The following is a 23,581-nucleotide window of genomic DNA, read 5'->3' on the forward strand; positions in this document are numbered from 1 at the left end:
AATTTTAAGCTAGCGAATTAGGTAAAAAATTAGTGTTATAATCCAGTTCTTGAGCCCCTTTAATTAAAAAGTGTTTTATATGTGAAAGTTTCCAATCCGCAATAATCTGGTCTCTCCTCAGGAATACGGAATTTTTATCAAGTTGCCCTTTCCCATTTGTATGGCAGCCTCTAGAAGCCGATATACAAGACTCATATCCATTTTTCATCACAAATTCAAAAGCAGGTTTGGTAAAATTTTCAAACTTACCATAAGTGTATGCAAAGTGTTTTATAGGACCACATTTTTGAGTTAAAATTTCATCGGCCTTTAAAAAGTCTTCTTCAAATTCTTCTTGCGTCAATTGAGTAACCATATCATGCTTATAGGTATGGTTACCGATTTCATGACCTTGACTTTGCAGTAATTCTACTTCTTTCCAATTTAAAAATGCTACTGGCGGCATATCCAATTTATCATTACTAAAACTTTTAATTTGAGTAAATTCGGTCAATCCTATACTAGCTGGATTAATATAAAAACAGCAACTGGCACCATAATTATTAAGTACTTTTGCCGCCAACATATTATTTTGAATACCATCGTCAGAACTCCAGGCAATGTAGGGCTTGTCTATTCTATCTGTAAGCAATCTATCAACACCTTCGGAATGACTAATAAAAGAATGATCTTTAGAAAGGTAGGCTAACAGTTTCTCAAAGTTCTTTACCTCATCTTTAAATATATGATGAAAATATAAAAATTGAATTCTAGGCTTTTTTAAAAATTCATCATTTCCTAAGATACTATGCTTTAAACTAAGTACATCTAATACCGACGACCTTATTAATGATCTTAACTTACCTCCTTGGTTATTTTTTACAAGGGCATAAGTATCAATAATTACCGAATCTTTCATTTAAAATAATTTCATTTTCCAAAGATAGATTTAAAAATTTTCTCTGAATCTTATTTATAAACTAGTTATCGTTTTTAAAATTGTATGCTATGCTCAAATATTATAAAAATGTTAAAAAGAACGCAGTTGAACGAAAAATTGCAGTTGAAGACATCCAAATCATATTTTAGAACGTTTAATCCTAAAAGATATTTTTTTTGTGCATTTCATCGAATAAAATAGTTTTTAATCGACAAATTCAATTAAAAGTTGAATTTTTGAAACAAATAAACATTAACCTCTTTTACCTACTTAAATTATGAGTTTAAACCTTAGATTTCCCAAATTGTCTACGGCCCTTTTACTTTCGATTATTTTGACCTCATGTTCTAAAGATGCTGATTTACTTTCAGAATATGTTATCAACGATACTGACCAATATTCAGAGATCGGTATTTTAATTCGAAATGATTTTGTCACCACTCAGCCAAACCAAAGTATAGTTATTGATGTATTGTCTAATGATGATTTTCCTAATTGGGAAAACGTAAAAATTATTAGCGTATCATCTCCTAATAATGGCCAGGTTATTTTAAATGATAACAAAACCGTTACCTACATACCTGATGGTTTTATAAATACAGAAGATACTTCAAGTTCTGATCAGACACCTACTCCAGAGCCAGAACCTGAAACAACTCCTGAGCCGGAAACAACTCCTGAGCCGGAACCTACTCCTGAACCGGAAACAAGTACGGAAGAACCTGTTGAAGATACCTTTACGTATACAACAGAAGTTACAAACCCTGAAGACAACACCACAACAACAGAAGAAGCTACAGTAACAGTAATCGTTACAAATTCAACTTTAGCAACATCAGGTGAAAATGTTTACTACGTAACCACAAGTGGAAATTCAAACAACGATGGAAAATCAGAAAATTCTGCTTGGAGTCTACAACACGCTTTAAATATGGCAACTGCGGGAAATATTGTACATATAAAAGCAGGAAATTATGGTAATTTAAAACTAGAACAATCAAATAATGGAACTGGCAATAATCCTATAAATTTTGTTGGATACAAAAATACCCCCGGAGATATTATTTCTTCAAATGGATCAACTTTTACTTACGGAGATGATATAAATTTAATTGAAATGCCATTAATTAATGGTTATAATGCTAACTCATTAGGTACAGACATAGCTATATTTTCTAGGTCTGAGTTTGTAAATTTTTCAAATATTCAAATTAGAGGATATTCAATTGGTCTAATTGCACAAGGTAATAATCTAAATTTTGATAATATTGTGGTATCAGATGTTGGTGATTTCAGAGCTGGTTTATCAGGATTTCAAGATTACAATGGTGTAGGTATGAGAATTATCGGAAATAATAATTCTGTAAAAAATTCAATTGTTTTGAATTCCGGAGCTGAAGGCCTAGTTTTAAATAATTGTGATAATTGCCTAGTAGATTATGTTGAAGTAGCATCAGATAACAATGTTAATGCAACAGACTATTATCTATTATTAACGGGTGGTACTGAAAATACAACCGTGGAAAATAGCACAGTCAGAAGGAAAACTGGTTTAAACCATTTTGGTCACGGCTTAGTACTTAAGGCTGGTGCATATAATAATATTGTTAAAAATAGTAATGCTATTAATACTACCGTAGAATTATCATTCGGTAATGTTAGTTATAATCATATTACTAATATAAATGTAACTGGCACTTTTAGTGACAATAGTGATACCGCGGGATCTATAGAAGTTGCAAATGGTGCACATCATAATACTTTTAGCAATATTAGTATTGACAATGTATGGGGAGCTATTCGTTTTAGAGATTGGGAAGAAGGTTCAGACTCTAACAATTTAGTAAACGCTGGCAACAATAATTATTTTAATAATATTCAAGTTACCAACTCCAGAAACGCGATACATTTTGATGAATTCTCAAGAACTACAGGTGTTGCTAATGATAACGTTTTTGAAAATTGTACTTTTAAAAACATCTCTTATTTATTTATGGTAAATAGAAATAATTCAAACAATAAATTAATTAATTGCACTATTGAAAATACTTCTAATTTTTGGGCTAGCTCACCTTCTTATGGTTACTCTTTAAATAGTAATACAGTTTTCGAAAATTCAAATTTAATCAATGTAGGATTTTCACTTCCTTAACAATAAATATAATTTAATCAACTAAAAAAGGACAGTTTCTTGAAATTGTCCTTTTTTTTTTAAAGTCGTATTAGATTCATTCATAATATCAATTAAAATTTAATTTTTCACACAACAGAATTTTTTCCAAAAACTATCGTTTGTTAATTAAACTAAAAGTTTAAAAGTATTATACATGAATAAAGTTGCATTAATAACTGGAGTTACAGGACAAGACGGTGCCTATTTAAGTGAGTTTCTTTTAAAAAAAGGATATATTGTACATGGTCTAAAAAGAAGATCTTCACTTTTTAATACGGATCGAATAGATCATTTATATCAAGATCCACATGTAGAACATAGAAACTTCATTTTACACTATGGGGATATGACCGATAGTACCAACTTGATTAGAATAATACAAGAAGTTCAACCAGACGAGATTTATAATCTTGCCGCTATGAGTCATGTTCATGTATCTTTTGAAGTACCTGAATACACTGCTAATGCAGATGGGATTGGTACGTTACGAATTTTGGATGCTGTAAGAATGTTGGGATTATCTGAAAAGACCAGAATTTATCAAGCTTCCACTTCTGAATTATACGGTAAAGTTCAAGAGGTACCACAATCAGAAACTACTCCATTTTATCCAAGAAGCCCTTACGCCGTAGCTAAAATGTATGCCTATTGGATTACAGTAAACTATAGAGAAGCTTATGGCATGTATGCATGTAACGGAATTTTATTTAATCATGAATCACCAATTAGAGGGGAAACTTTTGTTACAAGAAAAATCACGAGAGCAACTGCAAGAATTGCTTTAGGTTTACAGGACAAAATTTACCTGGGTAACCTAGATGCACAACGTGATTGGGGCCATGCAAAGGATTATGTACGTATGATGTGGATGATTCTACAGGCTGATGAAGCGGAAGATTGGGTAATTGCCACCGGTAAAACTACTCCAGTTAGAGAATTTGTAAGAATGAGTTTTCAAGAAGTTGGTATTGAATTAGAGTTTAAAGGCGAAGGCGTTAACGAAAAAGGATACATAAAAGCTTGCGGCAACCCAGAATTTCAGTTAGAAATTGGAAAAGAAGTTTTAGGTGTGGATCCTAAATACTTTAGACCTACTGAAGTAGACCTATTAATTGGAGATCCCTCTAAAGCAAAAACTAAATTAGGCTGGGATACAGAATATGAGCTAAAAGATTTGGTTAAAGACATGATGCAAAGTGATGTAAAACTAATGCAAAAAGATCAATATCTTAAGGATGGCGGATACCGTATCTTGAATTACTTCGAATAAGAATATTTAAGCAATACATATTAAAATTATAGCCCCTAAGCTAGTAGTTGAATTTCAACATTGATTCTAACACTTAGGGGTTTTTTTGAATATTGAAATAAATTGTATTATAAAAAAATACAAGTCTAATTCAAAATTAAAATATAGTTTAGACTGCTAAATTGAAAAAGATTTTAATATTCTTGCAAAATTAATTAACAAGCACCCTCATAAAGAATAAATTTGAGTCAAAAAGCCAGTTTTAATTCTAAAATATTAGGAGGAATGCTTTGGAGTACTTTGGAAAAGTTCTCCGTACAAGGTGTTTCTTTTGTCATAGGAATCATTTTAGCTAGACTACTTACGCCTAAAGAATATGGAACCGTAGGTTTATTATTAGTTTTTATATCATTTTCTCAGGTTTTCATTGATAGTGGTTTTGGTGCTGCGTTAATTCAAAAACAAGATAGAACAGAAAACGATATTAATACCGTCTTTACTTTTAACTTTCTGGTCGCCATATTTTGTTTTGTAATTATATGGCTATTCGCCCCATTCATATCAGAATATTATGAAATTGAAGAGTTAACAAAATTTGTACGCATATTATCTATTACTTTATTTTTCCAAGCAATTGGCTTAATACCACAAACACTTCTAACTATAGAAATGAATTTTAAGTCTTTAGCAAAAATTAACATTATTGCTACTGTACTAAGCGGAATTATCGCAATTTATCTTGCTTATAATGATTATGGAGAAATGGCTATTATATGGCAAACAATCTTAAAAACATTTTTTATTGCTATAATAATTTGGTCCTTTGTAAAATGGAGACCTAACTTTAAATTTGTTAAAGATTCTTTTAATAGTTTGTTCTCATTTGGGTCTAAATTGTTAATATCTTCTCTATTAAATAACATAGTTAATAACATTACCTCATTATTTATAGGAAAATACCTTTCAGTAAAATCTTTAGGTTATTATACAAGAGGAAGTCAATTTTCAGATATGATTTTTGGATCTATATATTCAATATATAACAGTGTTTTACTGCCAAGCTTATCATCAATTCAAAACAACAAAGAATTACTTGTATCTCAAACTAGAAATATTATAAAAGTTTCATCTGTACTAATTTTTCCCTTTTTTATATTTTTAGCAGTAAACTCCAAGCCTATTATCATTTTATTACTTACTGATAAATGGATTGAAGCTGCACCAATTATGGGCATTATCTGTATAGCTAGAGCAATCACAATTATTTCAGGGGTAAACATTAATTTATTATATGCTATAGGACGAAGTGACTTAGTCTTAAAACAACAATATTTTAAATTATTAATAAGAATTGTATTCTTATTAATTTCTTTAAAATTTGGCATTGTTTGGATAGCAATTGCTGAATTATTAGCTACAATAGTTCATTTTTTCATAAACACTTATTATCCTGGTAAGATTATGGAGTATGGAGCTTTTAAACAAATTAACGACTCAAAAGTACCAATACTAATAAGTGCTTTTTTAGCCATTATTTCATTAATACTATTTAGTATAATGGACAATAACATTTTAAAAATATTATCCTCAACAATTCTTTTTACAATTATATATTATACTATTTCTAAATTATTCGGAAATAATGAGATAGACAGGTTGTCAAAAAAAGTTAAACAAGCTATATGGAAAAAATAATTTCTAAAAAAACTCTTTGTTGTATTCTTAATCACGCACCTCATTACAGAGATTCTATTTTTACAATGTTAGACAATGAATTTATTTGCTCATTTTACATCGGGGATAAAGTAATTAGTCCCGTTAAACAAATGAATTATAATAACCTAAAAGGTTTTAAGAAAGTCTTTTCGAATAAATGGATATTGGGAACAACATTTATGTGGAATAATGGAGTTGTAAGCTTGATTTTCAAAAAATTTGATTATTACCTTTTAATTGGTGAACCCTCTATTTTATCCAATTGGTTAATACTGATTATAGCTAAATTTTTAAATAAAAAAGTATTTATTTGGGGGCACGGAATTAAGGATTTAAATAAAAATAAGTATTATTGGTTCGAAAGATTATTTCATAGACTGCCATATAAAATTTTTGTTTACGGGGATAGAGCAAAACAGAATATGATAAGTTTAAATTACGAAAAGGATAAAATAATTCCAATTTATAATTCGCTAAATTATACTGAACAATTAGAAATTAGAAAACATTTAAATAGCACCGATATATTCACATCTTATTTTAATAATGATTATCCAATTATAATATATGTAGGTCGAATTTTATATTCTAAAAAATTAAATTTATTGGTTGAAGCCACTAATAGTTTGATTAAAAAAGGTACAAAAGTTAATTTAGTTATCGTTGGCCCAGAAGTCGACGACCAAAGTATTCCAAAATTAGTAGATGAACTAGAAATAAATAAGCATGTTTGGTTTTATGGACCCTGCTACGAAGAAAAGTTACTTGCTGAACTTTTTTACAATTCTAATGTAAATGTCACTCCAGGTGACATTGGGTTATCCGCCATTCATTCTTTAACATATGGCTGTCCTGTTATTACTCATGATAATTTTGTAAAACATGGACCAGAATTTGAAGTTATAGAAAATAATTTAACTGGTAGTTTCTTTAAAGAGAATGATTTGACAGATTTAATTGAAAAAATAAGAATTTGGATTAATATAGGTGATTCCAAAAAAACTGCAACTAAAGATTATGCATTTAGATTAATTGAAGAAAAATGGAATCCCATTAATCAGCTAAAAATTTTCGTAAAAACATTTAATTCTTAATTTTGAGAAAAATAAAAAACCAAATTGCAAAAAGTCCTTTTGTTTTAAAAATATGGACTTTTCTATATCTTTCACGGTTAAAAAAAGAAAAAAATCTTGAATTTAATTGGGGTGTTATAGTTTCAAAATCTTCAATATTTGAAGGAACCAATACCTTTTATTCAAATTCTGAATTATATTCATCTTATATTGGTTTTGGTACATATATCTCTGAAAATTCATTTCTTCAAGATATTAAAATTGGTAAATTTTGTTCTATTGGACCAAATTTAAAATGTATCTATGGCAACCACCCTACATCTAAATTTGTTAGCACCCACCCTGCATTTTTCTCGACTAGAAAACAAGTGAATTTAAGTTATGTTTCAAAAAATAAATTTCAAGAATTTTCTAAGAATGTATCCAATTCAAATGAATATTCTATTAACGTTGGAAATGATGTCTGGATTTCAGCAAACGTAACAATTTTAGATGGAGTAAAAATTGGAGACGGTGCAATCATAGCATCAAATAGCTTAGTTAATAAGGATGTGGAGCCTTATACAATTGTTGGAGGAGTCCCTGCAAAACCAATAAAAACAAGGTTTGAAAAAGATGAAATTGATTTCTTATTAAAGTTTAAATGGTGGAATAAATCACTAAATTGGATTGAAGAAAATTCAGATAAATTTACAGATATTAAACAATTCATTAAACAAAAGAACAACTAATTATCATTAACTAAAATTAATATGTTTAAAATTATTAATAAAATAGGGCTAGTACCATTTTTTCTTTTAGTGATATATCTAATCGATCCTTTTTATTATGGTTTTTTATTCGGGTATTTAATTTTTATTTACTTTTTCCTATCTGGGGATGTTTTAAAATCACTACTAGATACAGATGTATTATTACTTACTTTATTTTCTACGGTATATGCCATCTTTTATAGCTTTGACCCTATAAGAGGCTCTCAATTTATATTTATATATCTTCTATTTCCTCCCACGTTTTATTTACTGGGAAAACATATTTGCAAAAAAATAGATAATATAGAAGAGTCATATAAATTTTTAATTATAATTTCTATAATTTATTCCATTATTGCTCTTGTATCTATTCATTTAAATATAATTCAAAACGGATTTGTTCAAATCAATAGAGATGTTTCAATGATTTGGTCAAATGAACCAGTTACCGCAACAGGAATGGCTGCATATTTATTTGCTAATATGTGTATTCCGGCTTTATTAGTATTTAATTTTAAGAAAGAATTATTGAGGGAAAACATTATTTTAATAATAGTTTATATTCTATCTCTTTTGGCTGTATTAAGACTAGGTAGTAGGACTCAAATAGGTATTTCATTACTAACTTTATTTATATCCATTTTATTCTCTATTTCTAAGCAAAATGTTGTTAAAAAAGTAATATCTATCATTACCATTGTTTCATTAACATTTATATCCTTTACATACTTAACCATAAATAAAAAATCTGATTTTCTATCTGCGTATGCAGATAGAATGGACAGTAAAAAATATGGCGCAAGTACTGCAGGAGGAAGAACCGAAAGATGGACAAAATCATTAGATAATTTAATAGATAAGCCCTTAGGTTGGGAAATTAGTGATTTTGGATATTCACATAATTTATGGCTAGATGTTGCTAGATCAGGAACAGTAATAGCATTCATAATATTAGTGCTGTTTAGTTTACGTTCATTATTAAATACAAAAAATAGCATATCTAACAAGCACATTTCATTTCTTCCATACAAAAAAATAGTAATGGTGCTATCACTAGCATTCTATCTTCAATTTTTTGTTGAACCAATTTTAGAAGGATCTTTACAATTATTTATTTTCTTTTGCTTTTTTCAAGGTTTGATAAATCAAAACTTATTGTCTTTTAGTTTAACAGGTCAAAACAATAAATAATTAGCTTTTGGGTTAATTTAAATATTCACAAAATTAATTTATGACAATTGCAGTTCTTCTTACTTGTTTCAACAGAAAAGAAAAGACGTTAAAAGCACTTCATAGACTGATGCTTGCCTATAATACCTTTACTGATCAAATAAGTCTTAAAATTTATCTAACCGATGATGGCTCTACGGATGGTACAGGGGAAGCAGTAAGAGCAAAATATCCAGAAGCAATTATACTTCAAGGTAATGGAAATCTATATTGGGCAGGTGGTATGCGTAATTCATGGAGAGAAGCCTTAAAAGGTAATTTTGATGCCTATTTACTTTTAAATGATGACACCAATGTCTTTGAAAACGTATTTCAAGAGCTTTTAAGCGCTCATGAATATAGTCTTAAACAATTTGGTCGCCAAGGTATTTATTTAGGTTCTACCTATGATGAAAATACTAAAGAAATAAGCTATGGTGGAGCTAAACTCACTAACAAATTTATGTTCAAGTATCACTTTCTTACACCAAACGGAAAATTTCAAAATTGTGAGTTGGGCAATGCTAATATTATGTTAGTACCTAAAGAGGTCGTTAATGAAATAGGCATACTCTCTGAAGGTTATATACACGGTGTCGCCGATTATGACTACACCCTAAAAGCTATCCAAAAAAATATCCCTGTGTTGATTACACCTAACTATTCAGGTACCTGCACAGATGATCACAGTGATATATATATGACCTTTCCAGAAAAGACATTTTCTGAACGACTTGCTCTATTAAAAAGTCCTTTAGCACTTGACTTTACATCTAATTTTAATTTAATGCTACGGCACTTTCCTTTACGTGTTCCTTTTGTTTTATTTAGTGCAGGTTTAAAATTATTTATGCCCTCAATTTACGTTAAGGGGTTAAGAATAAATAGATAAACAACCATTGGTGAAAACTATTTTTTAAAACTTAATAGCTTTAGAATAAGCAAATTAATTTAGGCTATAGATTTCATTTTTATTGTAAGAAAATTAATCTACAGACATTATAAAAGCTTTACATCTATTAAATATTCTATATACCGATTAATACTTAGTATTCGTCTTTTTTATCTAAAATTTGTCTCAAAATAAAAGCATGACAAAATATATAGCCACCTGGGTTTATTTAGATTCATCATCTGAAAAGTCAAAATATCCAAACAATAAAGGAGATTCTACTACACCAGAGTTTCAAGCGGTTTATTGGCGCTGTATAGTTCTATTTTTTAAAACTTCTTTGCGGTTCAATAAAAATGCTACTCATTTATTATTTACGAATACTGCTGTTATACCTACCATTGACGGTATGGATTTAAGCATCTTTTTTAAAGAAAATAGTATTGAGGTTATTACATTAAGTAATAAATATCCATTACCGAATAACTACTTTGGTAAATTTAGAAACCAATATTTTGAATTCTCCATTATTGATCACATGGCTACCCGTATGCAAGATGAGGATGGCTTTCTACTATTGGACTCCGATTGTATTTTCACCCAACCAATGGATAATGCCTTTAAAGAACTAGAGGCAGAAGAAATGGCTATTACCTACGTAGTAGACCATGAAACAGAATATATGATCCATGGGGTCAGCGGTGATAACATGAAAGAGATTTTCAAGGACTTTGGCGTGGTGGTAGACCAAAATCCATATTATAGCGGCGGTGAGCTTCTATTTGCCAAAGGAGCCTTTATCAAAAATGTTTCAAACGATTTTCCTCAACTTTTTGACAACATGTTAAAGCGACACAAAGAAGGAAGAATAAAATTTAATGAAGAAGCCCACGTACTTAGTTATTACTTTTACAAACACAAAGCATTAATGGCCGGTATGGATAAGTACATAAAACGTTTGTGGACGAACAGAAACTATTTTAGAAATGTACAGCCAAATGACGTTAACCTTGCCATTTGGCACCTGCCAAATGAAAAGAATACCGGTTTAGATAAATTATTTGGTATGCTTACCAAGGGAAATGATTTTACTTTGTTACCAGAAGATGAATACTTGAAAACGGTACACGATGCATTATTAAGAAAATCTAACTACAAGAAAGACTATATTGCCATGTTCAAAGATTTTGGATCAAAGTTTTTAATGATGGTGGGTCTAAAAACTAAATAGAACGTTTGGCATTACGCAAAAAAAATATAGTTCAAATAAATGTAGAATCTAATTTTGGTTCTACCGGTAAAATTTGTGTGAACATTAGCGATTATCTAGCGTCTCATGAAAATGAACCTCATATTGCACATGGTCCTATACATAGAGATACCAATAACAGCACCTACCAAATAGGAACAAAGCTGGACTACTATCTGCACATATTAAATACCCGATTTTTTGACAAACATGGCCTTGGTTCTAAAAAAGCTACAAAGCATTTTTTAAATAAGCTGAAAGTTTTAAAACCAGATTTAATTCACCTGCATAATATTCACGGATATTATATTAATTATGAATTATTATTTGAATTTATAAAAGAAACAAATATACCAGTAGTATGGACCTTACATGATTGTTGGTCATTTACTGGGCACTGTACCCATTTTGAATATATTGATTGTGAAAAATATAAGACGGCCTGTACCAAATGTCCACTAACGTATACGTATCCTAAAAGTTGGTTGGTAGATCGTTCTTCAAAAAATTTCGCACAAAAGAAAGCATCTTTTACGGGAGTAAAAAACTTAACGTTGGTACCGGTTTCTAAATGGTTGGGCACTAAGGTAGAACAATCCTTTTTACGCCACTACCCTATTCATACCATAACAAATGGTATAGACGTTTCTACTTTTGAGCCTAAAAACACTACAGCTCATAAAATTGAAAAAGGTTGGAACAATTTTAAAATTATACTAGGTGTTGCAAGTGTTTGGGACAAAACCAAGGGATGGGAAGATTTTATAAAAATTGCAACCCATTTAAAAGAAGACGAAAAAATTATACTTGTAGGTCTTTCAAAACAACAGATAGAGGTATTACCTGAAAATATTATTGGAATAGAAAGAACCGATTCTAAAGAAGAATTGATTCAGTTATACTCATTGGCGGATGTATTTATGAACTTAACATATGCGGATACCTACCCTACCACAAACTTAGAAGCATTTTGTTGTGGCACACCGGTAATTACCTATAATACAGGAGGTAGTGTAGAAGAAATAACAGACTACAATGGCGCTATAATAGAACAAGGAAATTATTTAGAAGCATATAAAGTATTCAACAAAATGGGCGCTACATTTAAAAAAGAGCATTCGGAAACCATTAGAAATAATGCAATTAAGAAGTTCGACAAAAATTTTCAGTTAAAAAAGTACGACGAACTATACCAATCTCTTTTAAATTAACGTTAGACATTACGTATTAGCCTTATAATAAAAACTAATATTTTCAAAATCAATAATTGAAAATTGAAAAAGTCCTTTAATGAACTTAATTTTAGATAACATTATATTTTCTTTACAAGATGCAGGGGGTATATCAAATTATTGGTATCAAATCTTAAAACGAATCAAAGAAGAAGAGGACTTAAACATATATTTATTTGATGATTCAGAAAAATCTTCCAACATTTTTAGGCAAGAATTGAATCTTTCTAACTTTAGACAATTAGGAAAAAGTCCTGGCTTGGTTGGTAGATATACTAATCCTAAACTTGCTCAATTAAACAAACAAGCTATATTTCATTCTAGCTATTATAGATACTCAAAGAATTCTAAACATTTGAATGTCACCACTGTTCATGATTTTACCTATGAACATTTTTTCACTGGCATTCAATTATATGCTCATACCAATCAAAAAAGAAAAGCTTTAGCACATTCAGATGGTATAATTTGCGTATCCGAAAATACTAAAAGAGATATGCTCCACTTCTTTCCAGAGTTAGCTGAAAAGAAGACAGTAGTTATTCCGCACGGTGTTGGAAAACATTTTTATCAAATTGAGAAAAAAGAGTTAAGTAGCAAAGATTATTTTAACGGCAGACCCTTTATTTTATATGTAGGAGACCGAAAAGCTATATACAAGAATTTTAACCTTACGGTTAGGGCCAGTAAATTAAGTGGCTTACCTTTGGCCATTATTGGTGGTAGCCCTTTAACAGATAAAGAACAAGTTTTCATTAATTCTAAATTGCAAGTTGATGATTACGTACATTTTAGCGGTGTTTCGAATGAAGAACTGAACGAGTTTTATAATAGAGCACTTTGTTTAGTATACCCTTCATCCTATGAAGGTTTTGGACTTCCGTTATTAGAAGCTCAAAGCGCAGGTTGTCCAATAATTGCTATGAATACCTCATCTATACCAGAAGTTGTAGAAGATAGCGGTATTTTACTTGAAGAGGAGTCCCCAGAATTAATAGCAGGTCAAATAAAATTGTTACTGGATAATGACTACAGAAATAATTTAGTTGAAAAAGGTCTAAAAAATGTCAAAAGGTTTACGTGGAAAAATACATTTCAAAAAACATTTGACTTTTATAAAGAATTAATAAACCAATAAGTTTATAAATTTTGTAATGAACACAGAAAAGCAAGATATAAAACCATTGGTAAGCATTGTAACCGGTACTTATAACAGTTCTAGATTTATTAGTGACTGTGTAAAAAGTATAGATAACCAAACCTATAAAAATATTGAGCACATCATAATAGATGGCAACTCTAAGGACAATACGGTTTCTATAATTGAAGATATGCCGAATAGAGTTTCTAAAATCATTTCAGAAAAAGATGATGGCATTTATGATGCTATGAATAAAGGATTAAAATTAGCGGATGGTGAAATAGTAGGCATTTTAAACTCTGATGATTTTTATAATTCTAATGAAGTAATACAAAGTGTAGTCAAAGCCTTTGAAGATCCTAGTATAGATTGTGTTTATGGCGACCTAGTATATGTAGAGCAATTAAATACAGACAAAGTTGTTAGAAATTGGATAACTGGACCTTACAAAGAAAATGCATTTAAAAAAGGTTGGCATCCTGCACATCCATCTTTTTTTGTAAGAAATTCTGTTTACAAGAAATTAGGATATTTTAACCTAAATTTTGGTCTTGCAGCCGATTTTGAATTAATGCTTCGCTTTTTAGAAGGTAATAAGATAAAAGGTGAATACATACCTTCACCAATGGTTAGAATGAGACTTGGTGGTGCTACCAATAAAAGTTTAAAAAATATTTTACAAGGAAATAAAGAGTGCGTTGAAGCATTTAAAGCTAATGACTTGAAAGTCTCAGCTGCATACCCGATATATAGATTGCTACCTAAATTAAAACAATTTCTCAAATGAAAGTTTTAATAACAGGTGGTAACGGGTTTTTAGGCAGGTATTTTGTTAAACATTGGAACGGCAAAGGGCATGATGTATTAACCTTGGGCAGAGGCGACAATAGTGATATAAGATGTGACATTAAAGAAGAGGTACCTGAAATTGATGAAGATTTAGATTATGTTATTCATATTGCCGGTAAAGCGCATAGTATACCCAAAACGAAGGCCGATGAAGAAGATTTTTATAAAGTAAATGTAAATGGAACAGCTAATCTTCTTAAAGGTTTAGAGAATAAACGAATAAAAGGATTTATGTTCATTAGCAGTGTTGCAGTTTACGGTGCTAAAGACGGATCAGACATTACAGAAAAAAACGAATTAAAAGCCACGGATAGTTACGGAAAAACAAAAATTGAAGCTGAGAAAATTATTACTGAATGGGGCTTTGAGCAGAAGATTACTGTTTCTATTATAAGACCTCCTTTAATTGTAGGAAAAAATGCTCCTGGAAATTTAGGTAAGATGATTACCGGAATTGAAAAGGGACGATATTTTAATATTGATAACGGAAAAGCAAAACGATCCGTAGTTTTAGCGGAAGATTTAGCTGAATTTTCAACAGAGCTTATTACTATTGGTGGCGTATATAATTTAACTGATGGTTTTAATGCAAGTTTTCATCAATTATCAGATGTGATTTCAAAAACCAAGAACAAACAAAAAGTAAAAAATATGCCTCTTTGGTTAGCCAAAGGAATTGCGAAAACTGGAGATTTCATTGAAATGATATTAAAAAAAGAGGCTCCTTTTTCAACAAAAAAATTAAAACAAATGACAACTGATTTAACGTTCAGTTCAAATAAGGCTACTACAGTTGGTTGGCGACCGAAAAAGGTAGTGACGAACGTTGAGTTTTGGATAAATTAAAATAAGACCATTTTAAACTATAAATAATGATAATTTTAGGATTAAACACACATCACGCAGATTCTTCAGCAGCTATATTTGTTGATGGTAAATTAATTGCCGCTACAGAAGAAGAGCGTTTTACAAGAATAAAACATTGGGCCGGCTTTCCTGCCGAGGCCATTAAGTTTTGTTTAAAAGAGGCCAATACTACCTTAGAAGAGGTAGATTATATCACCTTAGGTAGAGACCCTAAAGCTAAAATTGACAAGAAGGCCTTATATGCCCTTACTAATTTAAAGACCGGAACATCATTATTAAAAAATCGTTGGGAAAATAGAAAGGATATTTCTTCTATGGCCGAACAATTTGAAAATGCTTTTAATATTCCTCAAGATATTATCAATGCCAAATTAGTTAACGTTGAGCATCATAGGGCCCATTTAGCATCGGCATTTTTTGCTAGCCCGTATGAAGAGTCTGCCATTATATCAATTGATGGATCAGGTGATTTTACAACTACAATGTTCGCTTATGGAAAAGGCAATAAAATTGAAGTATTAGATTCTATAGATTATCCGGTTTCATTAGGTTTTTTATATACGGCATTCACTCATTTTTTAGGTTTCCCTCATTATGGAGACGAATATAAAGTAATGGGTCTCGCTCCATATGGAGAACCAAAATATGTAGACAAGGTAAAGAAATTGATCAAATTCAAAGAGAAAGGTCTTTGGACTTGGAAAAAACAATATTTTGGAGAGATTAAAGCGTTATATGAAAACAATCAACCTATAGTTGAGCCATTCTTCACTAAAAAATTCGAAGAGCTTTTTGGAACACCTAGAGGTGCAAAAGAAGAGTTAACGCAGTATCATAAAGATTTGGCAAAGTCCGTTCAAACAGCCACTGAAGATGTAATTTTTCATATGGCAAACCATTTGCAAAAAGCTACGGGCAGTAAAAATATTTGTATTGCAGGTGGGGTTGCCCAAAACTCTGTTGCAAACGGAAAAATAATTGCAAATACGGATTTTGATAACCTATATATACCTTCAGCAGGTCATGATGCCGGTATATCAATGGGATCGGCACTATACCACTACAATCAAACTTTAGACTTTCCAAGAGCCGGAGAGCAAAAATCTGCTTCAACTGGTTCTCATTTTAATAATGATGAAATAGAAGCATATTTAAAGAGCAAAGGTGTTTCGTATAAAAAAATGGAAGATGCGGAATTGTATGATTACATTTCAGATAAGCTAATTGTACCTTCTGTAGTAGGTTGGTATCAAGGTAGGGCTGAATTTGGTCCAAGAGCATTAGGTAATAGATCTATTATTGCCGATCCGCGAAATGAGAAAGCTAAAGAATTATTGAATCTTAAAATAAAACGTAGAGAGAGTTTTAGACCTTTTGCTCCGTCCATTTTAAAGGAATATGTGGGAGAGTATTTTGAATATGATTCAAATGTGCCGTTCATGGAAAAAGTTTTTCCTATCAAAAAAGAAAAACATAAAGAAATACCTGCTGTTACACACGTTGATGGTACAGGTAGATTACAAAGTGTAGATAAAGTGGTTTCACCAAGGTATTACAACTTAATAGAAGCCTTTAGACAGAAGACAGGTGTTCCTATTCTTCTTAATACATCATTCAACGAAAATGAACCAATAGTGAACACGCCAGCTGAAGCCTATGCTTGTTTTGAAAGAACGGCTATGGATGTTTTGGTCATGGAAAATATCGTTGTAGAAAGATAATATTCAACCACAAGGAAGATAAATGAGTTCAATTACTCTTTTTGCAATCACATTCTTATTTCTATTTTTTTGCGCCTATTCATATATTAAAATAGCGCAAAAATTTGGGATTGAAGATGTGCCAAATCATAGAAGTTCACATACGCTAAATACTATTAGAGGGGGCGGTATACTATTCGTAATATCCTTATTCATTTATTTTTTTAAGCAGTCTCTACCACTACCCTTTTTATTTGCTGCAATATTTTTAGTAGCCTTTGTCAGTTTTGTAGATGATCTAAAATCACTTGGTACACTAAGCAGATTGGGGACACAGATAATTGCTGTTATTCTAGTTTTCTATCAATTAAATCTTTTTGATAATGCTATTTTCTGGATACTGCCGTTACTAATTTTCTGTCTTGGAATTATAAACATCTATAATTTCATGGATGGCATAAACGGTATTACAGGCTTTTATTCTTTAGTTGTTTTACTTTCTATATTGGTATTGAACTATTCATTTAATCTTATTGACTATCAAATTTTAGTTTTTGGAATTTTAGGAATCGTGGTATTTGGTTTCTTCAATTTCAGGAAACAAGCCATTTTTTTTGCCGGTGATATTGGTAGTATTTCTATTGGAGTTTTTATCACTTTCTTACTATTACTATTCTCTTTTATTTTGAATACTCCCCTACCATTTATGTTTATTACCGTTTATTTGGTTGATGGAGGTGTTACCATTATTTCTAGATTATTAAAAAAGGAGAATATTCTTAAACCACACAAAAGTCATCTTTATCAAAATCTAGTACATATAAAATCTGTTAATCACTTGACCGTTGCTGGTGGTTACGCTATAACACAGATTTTAGTTAACACCATTGTGCTATTGGTAATACACGAAAATTTAAGTTTACAATTACTTACAGCCGTACCATTAATTTTACTGCTAATTAGCGTTCACATTTTTTTAAATAAAAAGATGAAACTTAATATTAAAGAACAAAACACATAACTTATAAGTCGTAACTACCAGAACTCCTCTATGTATAAGAATACTTCTCTAGTTTTCTATTTCAGTTTTTTTTAACCGCATCGGTTAAATTGATTCTTTAAATTCAATTATTTATTACTTTCGCTTAGTTTATTGATCATCATAAACTAAGCTGCAGTTTCATTTAGTGATTTTAATATCAATTCCCCAAATATTTCATGGTTAATAACAAGTTTTTTTTATTCTTCCTTTTCTCTTTGTTATTCTTGTTCGCTTATAGCCAAGAACTATCTTATAAAGAGGCTTACCCGAACATTACATTCAATTTTCCTACTGAAATCCAAGCTAGTGTAGACGGTACGGATCGTATGTTCGTCGTTGAGCAGCCAGGTTTCATAAAAGTTTTTCCAAACAAAGAAGATGTTACCACACAAGAACTGGTTACATTTTTAGATATTTCCTCTAATATAGCGTATAGCGCCGGCCAAGAAATTGGACTTTTAGGTTTAGCCTTTCATCCAAACTTTAGAAATAATGGCCATATTTTTGTTTATTATATTGATCAACCAAGTAATTACAGAATTAATATTGCGCGTTATACCGTAGATAGTTCCAATCCTAATTTGATCGATTCTTCATCTAGAACAATTATTGCGCAATACACGAAAAATCAATCAGACTCCAACCATAATGGCGGCAAAATTGCTTTTGGTCCTGATGGCTATTTATATATTTCTATTGGTGATGGCGGCGGCGGCGGCGACCCGCAAGGAAATGGACAAAATTTGAATACTGTTTTTGGAAGTATGCTTCGAATAGATGTAGATTTAGACGGCAACAATCCTTTAGAAACAAACACTGAATTACCTGATGGCAATTATGAAATACCAAGCGACAACCCAAGAGTGGGCTTGTCAGGATTAGATGAAATTTATGCTTGGGGAATTAGAAATACATGGAAATTTTCTTTTGACCCTACCGGTAACCTGTGGGGCGCGGATGTAGGACAAAATTCCTATGAGGAAATTAATATCATTACCAAAGGCGGCAACTATGGCTGGAACAAGTTTGAAGCTAATACAGAGCCTAGCTATGGAAGTGAAACCTTACTTGCTACATCACCTGATATTAAGCCTATTTTCTTCTATAACCACAATGCATCTGACCTTTCCATAACCGGTGGATATACCTACAACGGTTCGTTGACGAGCAACAGTTTAAAAGACAAATACATCTATGGCGATTATGTTTCAGGACGTGTGTGGGCTCTTGAATATAATCCATTGAACGGTGCCACATCAAATGAACTACTTTTTAAAACAAATGGTGAGTTCATTTCCTCATTTGGTGAAGATGAAACTGGTGAGTTATATTTCTCCGATTACGGAGAAAATGCAAAAATTTTTAAAATTACGGAAACTGTAACCGGTCCCGTGACAACACCGGTAAATGGAACTGGAGAATGGAAATCACTATCCTTAGGAACAAATGGAATTGTAGAAGCTATTACAACTTCTACAAATGACTTAAGTTACATAGCAGGTTCATTCTCTAGTGCCGGGGGAATAAATGTTTCCAATTTAGCAACTTTAAGTACAAACGAACAATGGGCCACATTGGGTGTCGTTGTAGAAGGAACTATATTAACTACTGCATTGGCAACGGACGGAACATTATACATAGCCGGGGATTTTACAACAGTAAATGGTATTGAAGCCAACAATATTGCAAAATGGAACGGTAGCACTTGGTCATCTTTGAATTCCGGCACCAACGGTCAAGTTTCTACAATAGACTTTAATGAAGATGGAGTTTTGTTCGTTGGCGGTGTATTTACTACTGCTGGTGGCTTAAATGCCAATAATATAGCAAAATGGGAAAATGAAAACTGGAGCTTGCTTACAGACGCTTCAACAAATATTTCAGGAACCAATAATGAGGTAAGATCCATTCATATAGAAGACAATGGTCAAGTTTATGTGGGCGGGAATTTTGACACGGCAGGTGGTATTGCCGCAAATAGAATTGCTCTATGGAACGGTACTAATTGGTCTTCCCTGGGTTCTGGCACCAGCGGATTTGTACAAGCAATAGAATCTATAGGTAATTATTTATATGTTGGAGGCAACTTTGCCATTGCCGGGGACAAAACAGTAAATAGAATAGCCAGATATGATAAAAACAGTAGCACATGGCAAGCTATGGGAACAGGGGTCAGTGGAAACATAAATGCTATTACCCATAATAGCCCATACATTTATGTAGGAGGTACATTTGATACTGCAAGTGATAATGGATCTATAGATAAAGTAATGAACAATATTGCCCGATGGAGCGAACAAAGTGGTTGGGAAGCTTTAGGAACAGGTACCAATGTAGGTGTAAATACCAGAGTAAACACCTTACAATTTATAAAGGATGAAACCCAGCTATTAGTTGGTGGTAACTTTGATGTAGCGGGAAATGTGAACGCCAACAATATTGCTATATGGGCAGAAGCTTTTTGTACTGATGAAAACGTAATTCCAGAATATTTCATAAATGGTAGTTGGAATAGTGGCAGTGACAACTTAACGATTACTGAAGGTGAGGATATAACCTTAAGTATTTTACCCAATAATACCCCTTTTTCAATTACCCTTCCTGGAGGTGATATCGTTGAAAATGATTATTTAATAGAAAACGCTAGCCAAGCGCAGTCTGGCATTTACACCTTTACTACGATAGAAGGATGTACCAGAAATTTTACATTGATCATAGATTCAATTGATATCGATGATGGTGATGTTGACGGCGACGGAGTGTTGAATTCTGATGATTTTTGCCCTAATACACCGAGCGGAGAAATGGTGGATGAAAATGGTTGCATAACAACTTCATACCCTACCAATCAGTTTAAGATAACTTCAACTGGTACTTCTTGTATTGGTTCGGAAAACGGCTCAGTTTCAATAGAATCCATTACTACTGAAGAATTTTTGGCAACTATTACCGGTGAGGGCGTAAATAGTACAATACCCTTCACCGAAACGCTATCTATAAAAGATTTAGCGAACGGGGATTATAATTTATGCATATCCCCTATCAATTCTTCAAATTATCAAACATGTTCTAAAATAGTCATAACCGAGCCTGTACCCTTGAGCGTATTTTTAGATTTTAATGCTCTAACCAATGAGGCGAATATTAACATGAGTGGTGCAGAGGAATATACCGTTCTAGTTAATGGTAAAAGTTTTCAAACTAAAGAATCTCAAATTACCCTACCGCTCATTGAAAATGTAAATAATATTAGCATCAGTACAGATCAACTTTGTCAAGGCAAATATGAAGAAACCATATATTTAGGAAATACGGCTATAATCTATCCCAACCCTGTGGGCAACATACTGTCAATTGATTTAAAATCTCTTATAATAGATAAGCTTGAAATAGCTATTTTTACCGAAGCGGGAGTTTTACTATATTCTAACAATCTTGAAGTTGAACGATCCATAATTGAAATAAATACCAGCTTTTTAATTTCGGGCATTTATTTTGTAAGATTAAAGAATGGTAGTTTTAACAAATCCTTCAAACTATTAAAACAGTGAAAAAAAGCGGATTTTTAGTTTTTCTATTTTTAATATTACAGTCATGCGGTGTAGATTCAGATGTTCTGGGATATGCCAATGACGAAATAAGCATTATGCTTATTTTTCCTGAAAATGATTCTGAATGCACCGAAGGTATCATTGTATCAGACTCCCAAAGTGAACTGGTATTTAGATGGGAAGATGAATTCAATAACAGTCCATATACTGTTCACTTAACAAATCTCTTAAGTTCACAAACCGAATTAATACTAAGCGATACTGCAGAGGTTGCCATCATACTAGACCGCAGTGTTGCGTATTCTTGGTATGTGACAGGAAAAACAAACAGCAGCAGTGAAGTTTGGAGTTTTTACAATGAAGGACCAGGCTTAGAATCTTCTATTCCATACCCAGCATCAGCTATTTCACCTGTATCTGGCGCATCAATTTCACAAACCAGTACTACTGTAAATTTAATTTGGAAATCAGAAGACCCTGACAATGACATCATTTCATATGACTTATATTTTGGAGAAGCTAAAGACCCAGCACTTTATGGCACAGACCTAACGGACACCAGGTTTAATGATATACCTGTAGAAGCTAATAAAATTTACTATTGGAAAATAATAACTAAAGATAGTATTGGAAATGAATCTACATCTGAAGTATTTAATTTTAGTGTTGGTTAGGTATTAAAGTACACTAATCTAAATTAATGGATTGAAAATAAAAAGCCGATAAATATTTCTTTATTTATCGGCTTTCTTATGATATAACTTTATTTAAAACTCTAGAATAACAAACTCAGAACGTCTGTTCACAGCATGTTTATCTTCTGGACAATATGTATTATCATCACATTCGTTTAATAACATAGTTTCTCCGTAAGCTTCTGTAACCAGTTTATCTTCAGCTATACCTTTAGAAATTAAATAAGCCTTTGTTTTATCCACTCTACGTTGAGATAACCAATCATTATATTTAGAGGTTCCCCTTGAATCTGTATGAGAAGTAATCTTTAATTTTAATGTTGGTATTTCCTCTAGTACATTTGCCAAAGAATCTAAAACTTTCTTAGAACTAGTATTTACCACGGAAGAATTTAAGGCAAAATAAACATTACCCAAGCTTTCTATTCGTGATTTAATTTCTTCCTTTTTATTATTTAACGCATCTATTTTAGCCTTTTCAGCAGCTGCCAATGCATCTGCCTCTTGTTGCTTCTTAAGCCTTTCTGCCAATAAGGCTTCATCTTTTAAACGATTTACTTCATTGATCGAATCTTGCTGACGTTGTTTTTCCTTTTCAATTGCAGCTAACAGTTCTAATTTCTCTTCCCCTTTTTTGGAAAGCCCTTTTTCAATTCCAAATTGGTACACGGCACCAGCACCATATTGAATGTGATTAGAAACGCCTTCTCCTTCGCTCATGGCCCATTTACCTGTAGCATTAAAATCTAATCCCCATCTATCGGAAAACCAGGTTCTGAAGCCTACAACGGCATTATAAGTTCCTCTACCTCTATTATTGGCATCAGTATAGCCTGCACCAATACCTACATAAGGATCGAACCAAGCGGTTTCTCCAATTATTCTATTTAAATCATACGTTATTCTACCATCTACACCGTAATAACTGATATTTTCAGTTATAATTTCCCCATCAATATTTTTACCATTTTTATATTGGTTATAGGTTCCAATTGCTTCAAGACCTAGACCATTTTTAAAATAACGTCCAATGCTAATTCTTGAAGGGTAAGGAACAAAATTCCATTCATCTCCGAAATTAAAAAGTCCGTCGAAAACATTTCCAGAATCATCAACGGCATTTAAGCCTACTCCAAAAATCCATGAACTTTTCACAATACTATCTTTAGCCGTTATCTGAAGCTCATCTTGAGCAAATGTGACAGACGATAGCATGAGCAGAAATATAAAACTAAAAATTTTAGTAGTTTTCATAATTAATAATTTGGGTTA

Annotated in this window: 18 protein-coding genes; 16 read left to right on the top strand and 2 right to left on the bottom strand. The window is 31.7% G+C overall.

Annotated features, from left to right (window positions below; translation table 11 throughout):
- Positions 1–4: 4 nt before the first annotated feature.
- Entirely contained in the window at positions 5–898 is an 894-nt protein-coding gene (locus B2Z27_RS14700; RefSeq protein ID WP_286814203.1) for a polysaccharide deacetylase family protein, read from the bottom strand.
- 298 nt (positions 899–1,196) lie between these two features.
- Here B2Z27_RS14700 and B2Z27_RS14705 point away from each other — a divergent pair, with 298 nt between their 5' ends.
- From B2Z27_RS14705 to B2Z27_RS14780, 16 genes are all read left to right on the top strand, one after another.
- A complete protein-coding gene (locus B2Z27_RS14705) occupies positions 1,197–3,071 on the top strand; it encodes an Ig-like domain-containing protein (RefSeq protein ID WP_286814204.1) in 1,875 nt (624 codons plus the stop codon).
- Positions 3,072–3,246: 175 nt separating this feature from the next.
- On the top strand, positions 3,247–4,362 hold the full coding sequence (gmd, locus tag B2Z27_RS14710) for a GDP-mannose 4,6-dehydratase (protein WP_286814205.1): 1,116 nt from the start codon (positions 3,247–3,249) through the stop codon (positions 4,360–4,362).
- A 222-nt stretch (positions 4,363–4,584) separates the two neighbouring features.
- The gene (locus B2Z27_RS14715; protein WP_286814206.1) at positions 4,585–6,036 is read left to right on the top strand and encodes a lipopolysaccharide biosynthesis protein; all 1,452 of its coding nucleotides are present in this window, start codon (positions 4,585–4,587) and stop codon (positions 6,034–6,036) included.
- Positions 6,024–7,151 (top strand): glycosyltransferase, encoded by a 1,128-nt coding sequence (locus B2Z27_RS14720; protein WP_286814207.1) that lies wholly within the window; start codon positions 6,024–6,026, stop codon positions 7,149–7,151. Before B2Z27_RS14715 ends, B2Z27_RS14720 begins: the two co-directional genes overlap by 13 nt.
- Before the next feature lie 2 nt (positions 7,152–7,153).
- A complete protein-coding gene (locus tag B2Z27_RS14725) occupies positions 7,154–7,861 on the top strand; it encodes a CatB-related O-acetyltransferase (RefSeq protein ID WP_286814208.1) in 708 nt (235 codons plus the stop codon).
- Between the two features lie 21 nt (positions 7,862–7,882).
- Entirely contained in the window at positions 7,883–9,073 is a 1,191-nt protein-coding gene (locus B2Z27_RS14730; protein WP_286814209.1) for an O-antigen ligase family protein, read from the top strand.
- 40 nt (positions 9,074–9,113) lie between these two features.
- Complete coding sequence (locus B2Z27_RS14735; RefSeq protein WP_286814210.1) at positions 9,114–9,983, top strand: glycosyltransferase family 2 protein; 870 nt, start codon at positions 9,114–9,116, stop codon at positions 9,981–9,983.
- Between the two features lie 199 nt (positions 9,984–10,182).
- Complete coding sequence (locus B2Z27_RS14740; RefSeq protein ID WP_286814211.1) at positions 10,183–11,214, top strand: hypothetical protein; 1,032 nt, start codon at positions 10,183–10,185, stop codon at positions 11,212–11,214.
- Positions 11,215–11,219: 5 nt separating this feature from the next.
- Positions 11,220–12,443 carry a glycosyltransferase gene (locus B2Z27_RS14745; RefSeq protein ID WP_286814212.1) on the top strand — a complete coding sequence of 408 codons (1,224 nt, stop codon included), beginning with the start codon at positions 11,220–11,222 and terminating at the stop codon, positions 12,441–12,443.
- Positions 12,444–12,522: 79 nt separating this feature from the next.
- Positions 12,523–13,602 carry a glycosyltransferase family 4 protein gene (locus B2Z27_RS14750; RefSeq protein WP_286814213.1) on the top strand — a complete coding sequence of 360 codons (1,080 nt, stop codon included), beginning with the start codon at positions 12,523–12,525 and terminating at the stop codon, positions 13,600–13,602.
- A gap of 16 nt (positions 13,603–13,618) precedes the next feature.
- Positions 13,619–14,392 (top strand): glycosyltransferase family 2 protein, encoded by a 774-nt coding sequence (locus B2Z27_RS14755; RefSeq protein WP_286814214.1) that lies wholly within the window; start codon positions 13,619–13,621, stop codon positions 14,390–14,392.
- Entirely contained in the window at positions 14,389–15,300 is a 912-nt protein-coding gene (locus tag B2Z27_RS14760) for an NAD-dependent epimerase/dehydratase family protein (RefSeq protein WP_286814215.1), read from the top strand. Before B2Z27_RS14755 ends, B2Z27_RS14760 begins: the two co-directional genes overlap by 4 nt.
- Before the next feature lie 26 nt (positions 15,301–15,326).
- Positions 15,327–17,042, top strand: a complete 1,716-nt coding sequence (locus B2Z27_RS14765) for a carbamoyltransferase family protein (protein ID WP_286814216.1) — start codon at positions 15,327–15,329, stop codon at positions 17,040–17,042.
- A gap of 22 nt (positions 17,043–17,064) precedes the next feature.
- Positions 17,065–18,042 carry a UDP-GlcNAc--UDP-phosphate GlcNAc-1-phosphate transferase gene (locus tag B2Z27_RS14770; protein ID WP_286814217.1) on the top strand — a complete coding sequence of 326 codons (978 nt, stop codon included), beginning with the start codon at positions 17,065–17,067 and terminating at the stop codon, positions 18,040–18,042.
- Between the two features lie 197 nt (positions 18,043–18,239).
- Positions 18,240–21,614 (top strand): PQQ-dependent sugar dehydrogenase, encoded by a 3,375-nt coding sequence (locus B2Z27_RS14775; protein WP_286814218.1) that lies wholly within the window; start codon positions 18,240–18,242, stop codon positions 21,612–21,614.
- Positions 21,611–22,288, top strand: coding sequence for a hypothetical protein (locus B2Z27_RS14780; RefSeq protein ID WP_286814219.1), 678 nt, complete (start codon positions 21,611–21,613; stop codon positions 22,286–22,288). Before B2Z27_RS14775 ends, B2Z27_RS14780 begins: the two co-directional genes overlap by 4 nt.
- 93 nt (positions 22,289–22,381) lie before the next feature.
- Here the strand turns inward: B2Z27_RS14780 and B2Z27_RS14785 are convergent, their stop codons facing one another.
- Positions 22,382–23,563: an OmpA family protein gene (locus B2Z27_RS14785; RefSeq protein WP_286814220.1), complete on the bottom strand. Its 1,182-nt coding sequence runs from the start codon at positions 23,561–23,563 to the stop codon at positions 22,382–22,384.
- Positions 23,564–23,581 lie beyond the last annotated feature (18 nt).

The sequence above is a fragment of the Maribacter sp. UBA3344 genome (assembly GCF_002362375.1).
Classification (GTDB): Bacteria; Bacteroidota; Bacteroidia; order Flavobacteriales; family Flavobacteriaceae; genus Maribacter; species Maribacter dokdonensis.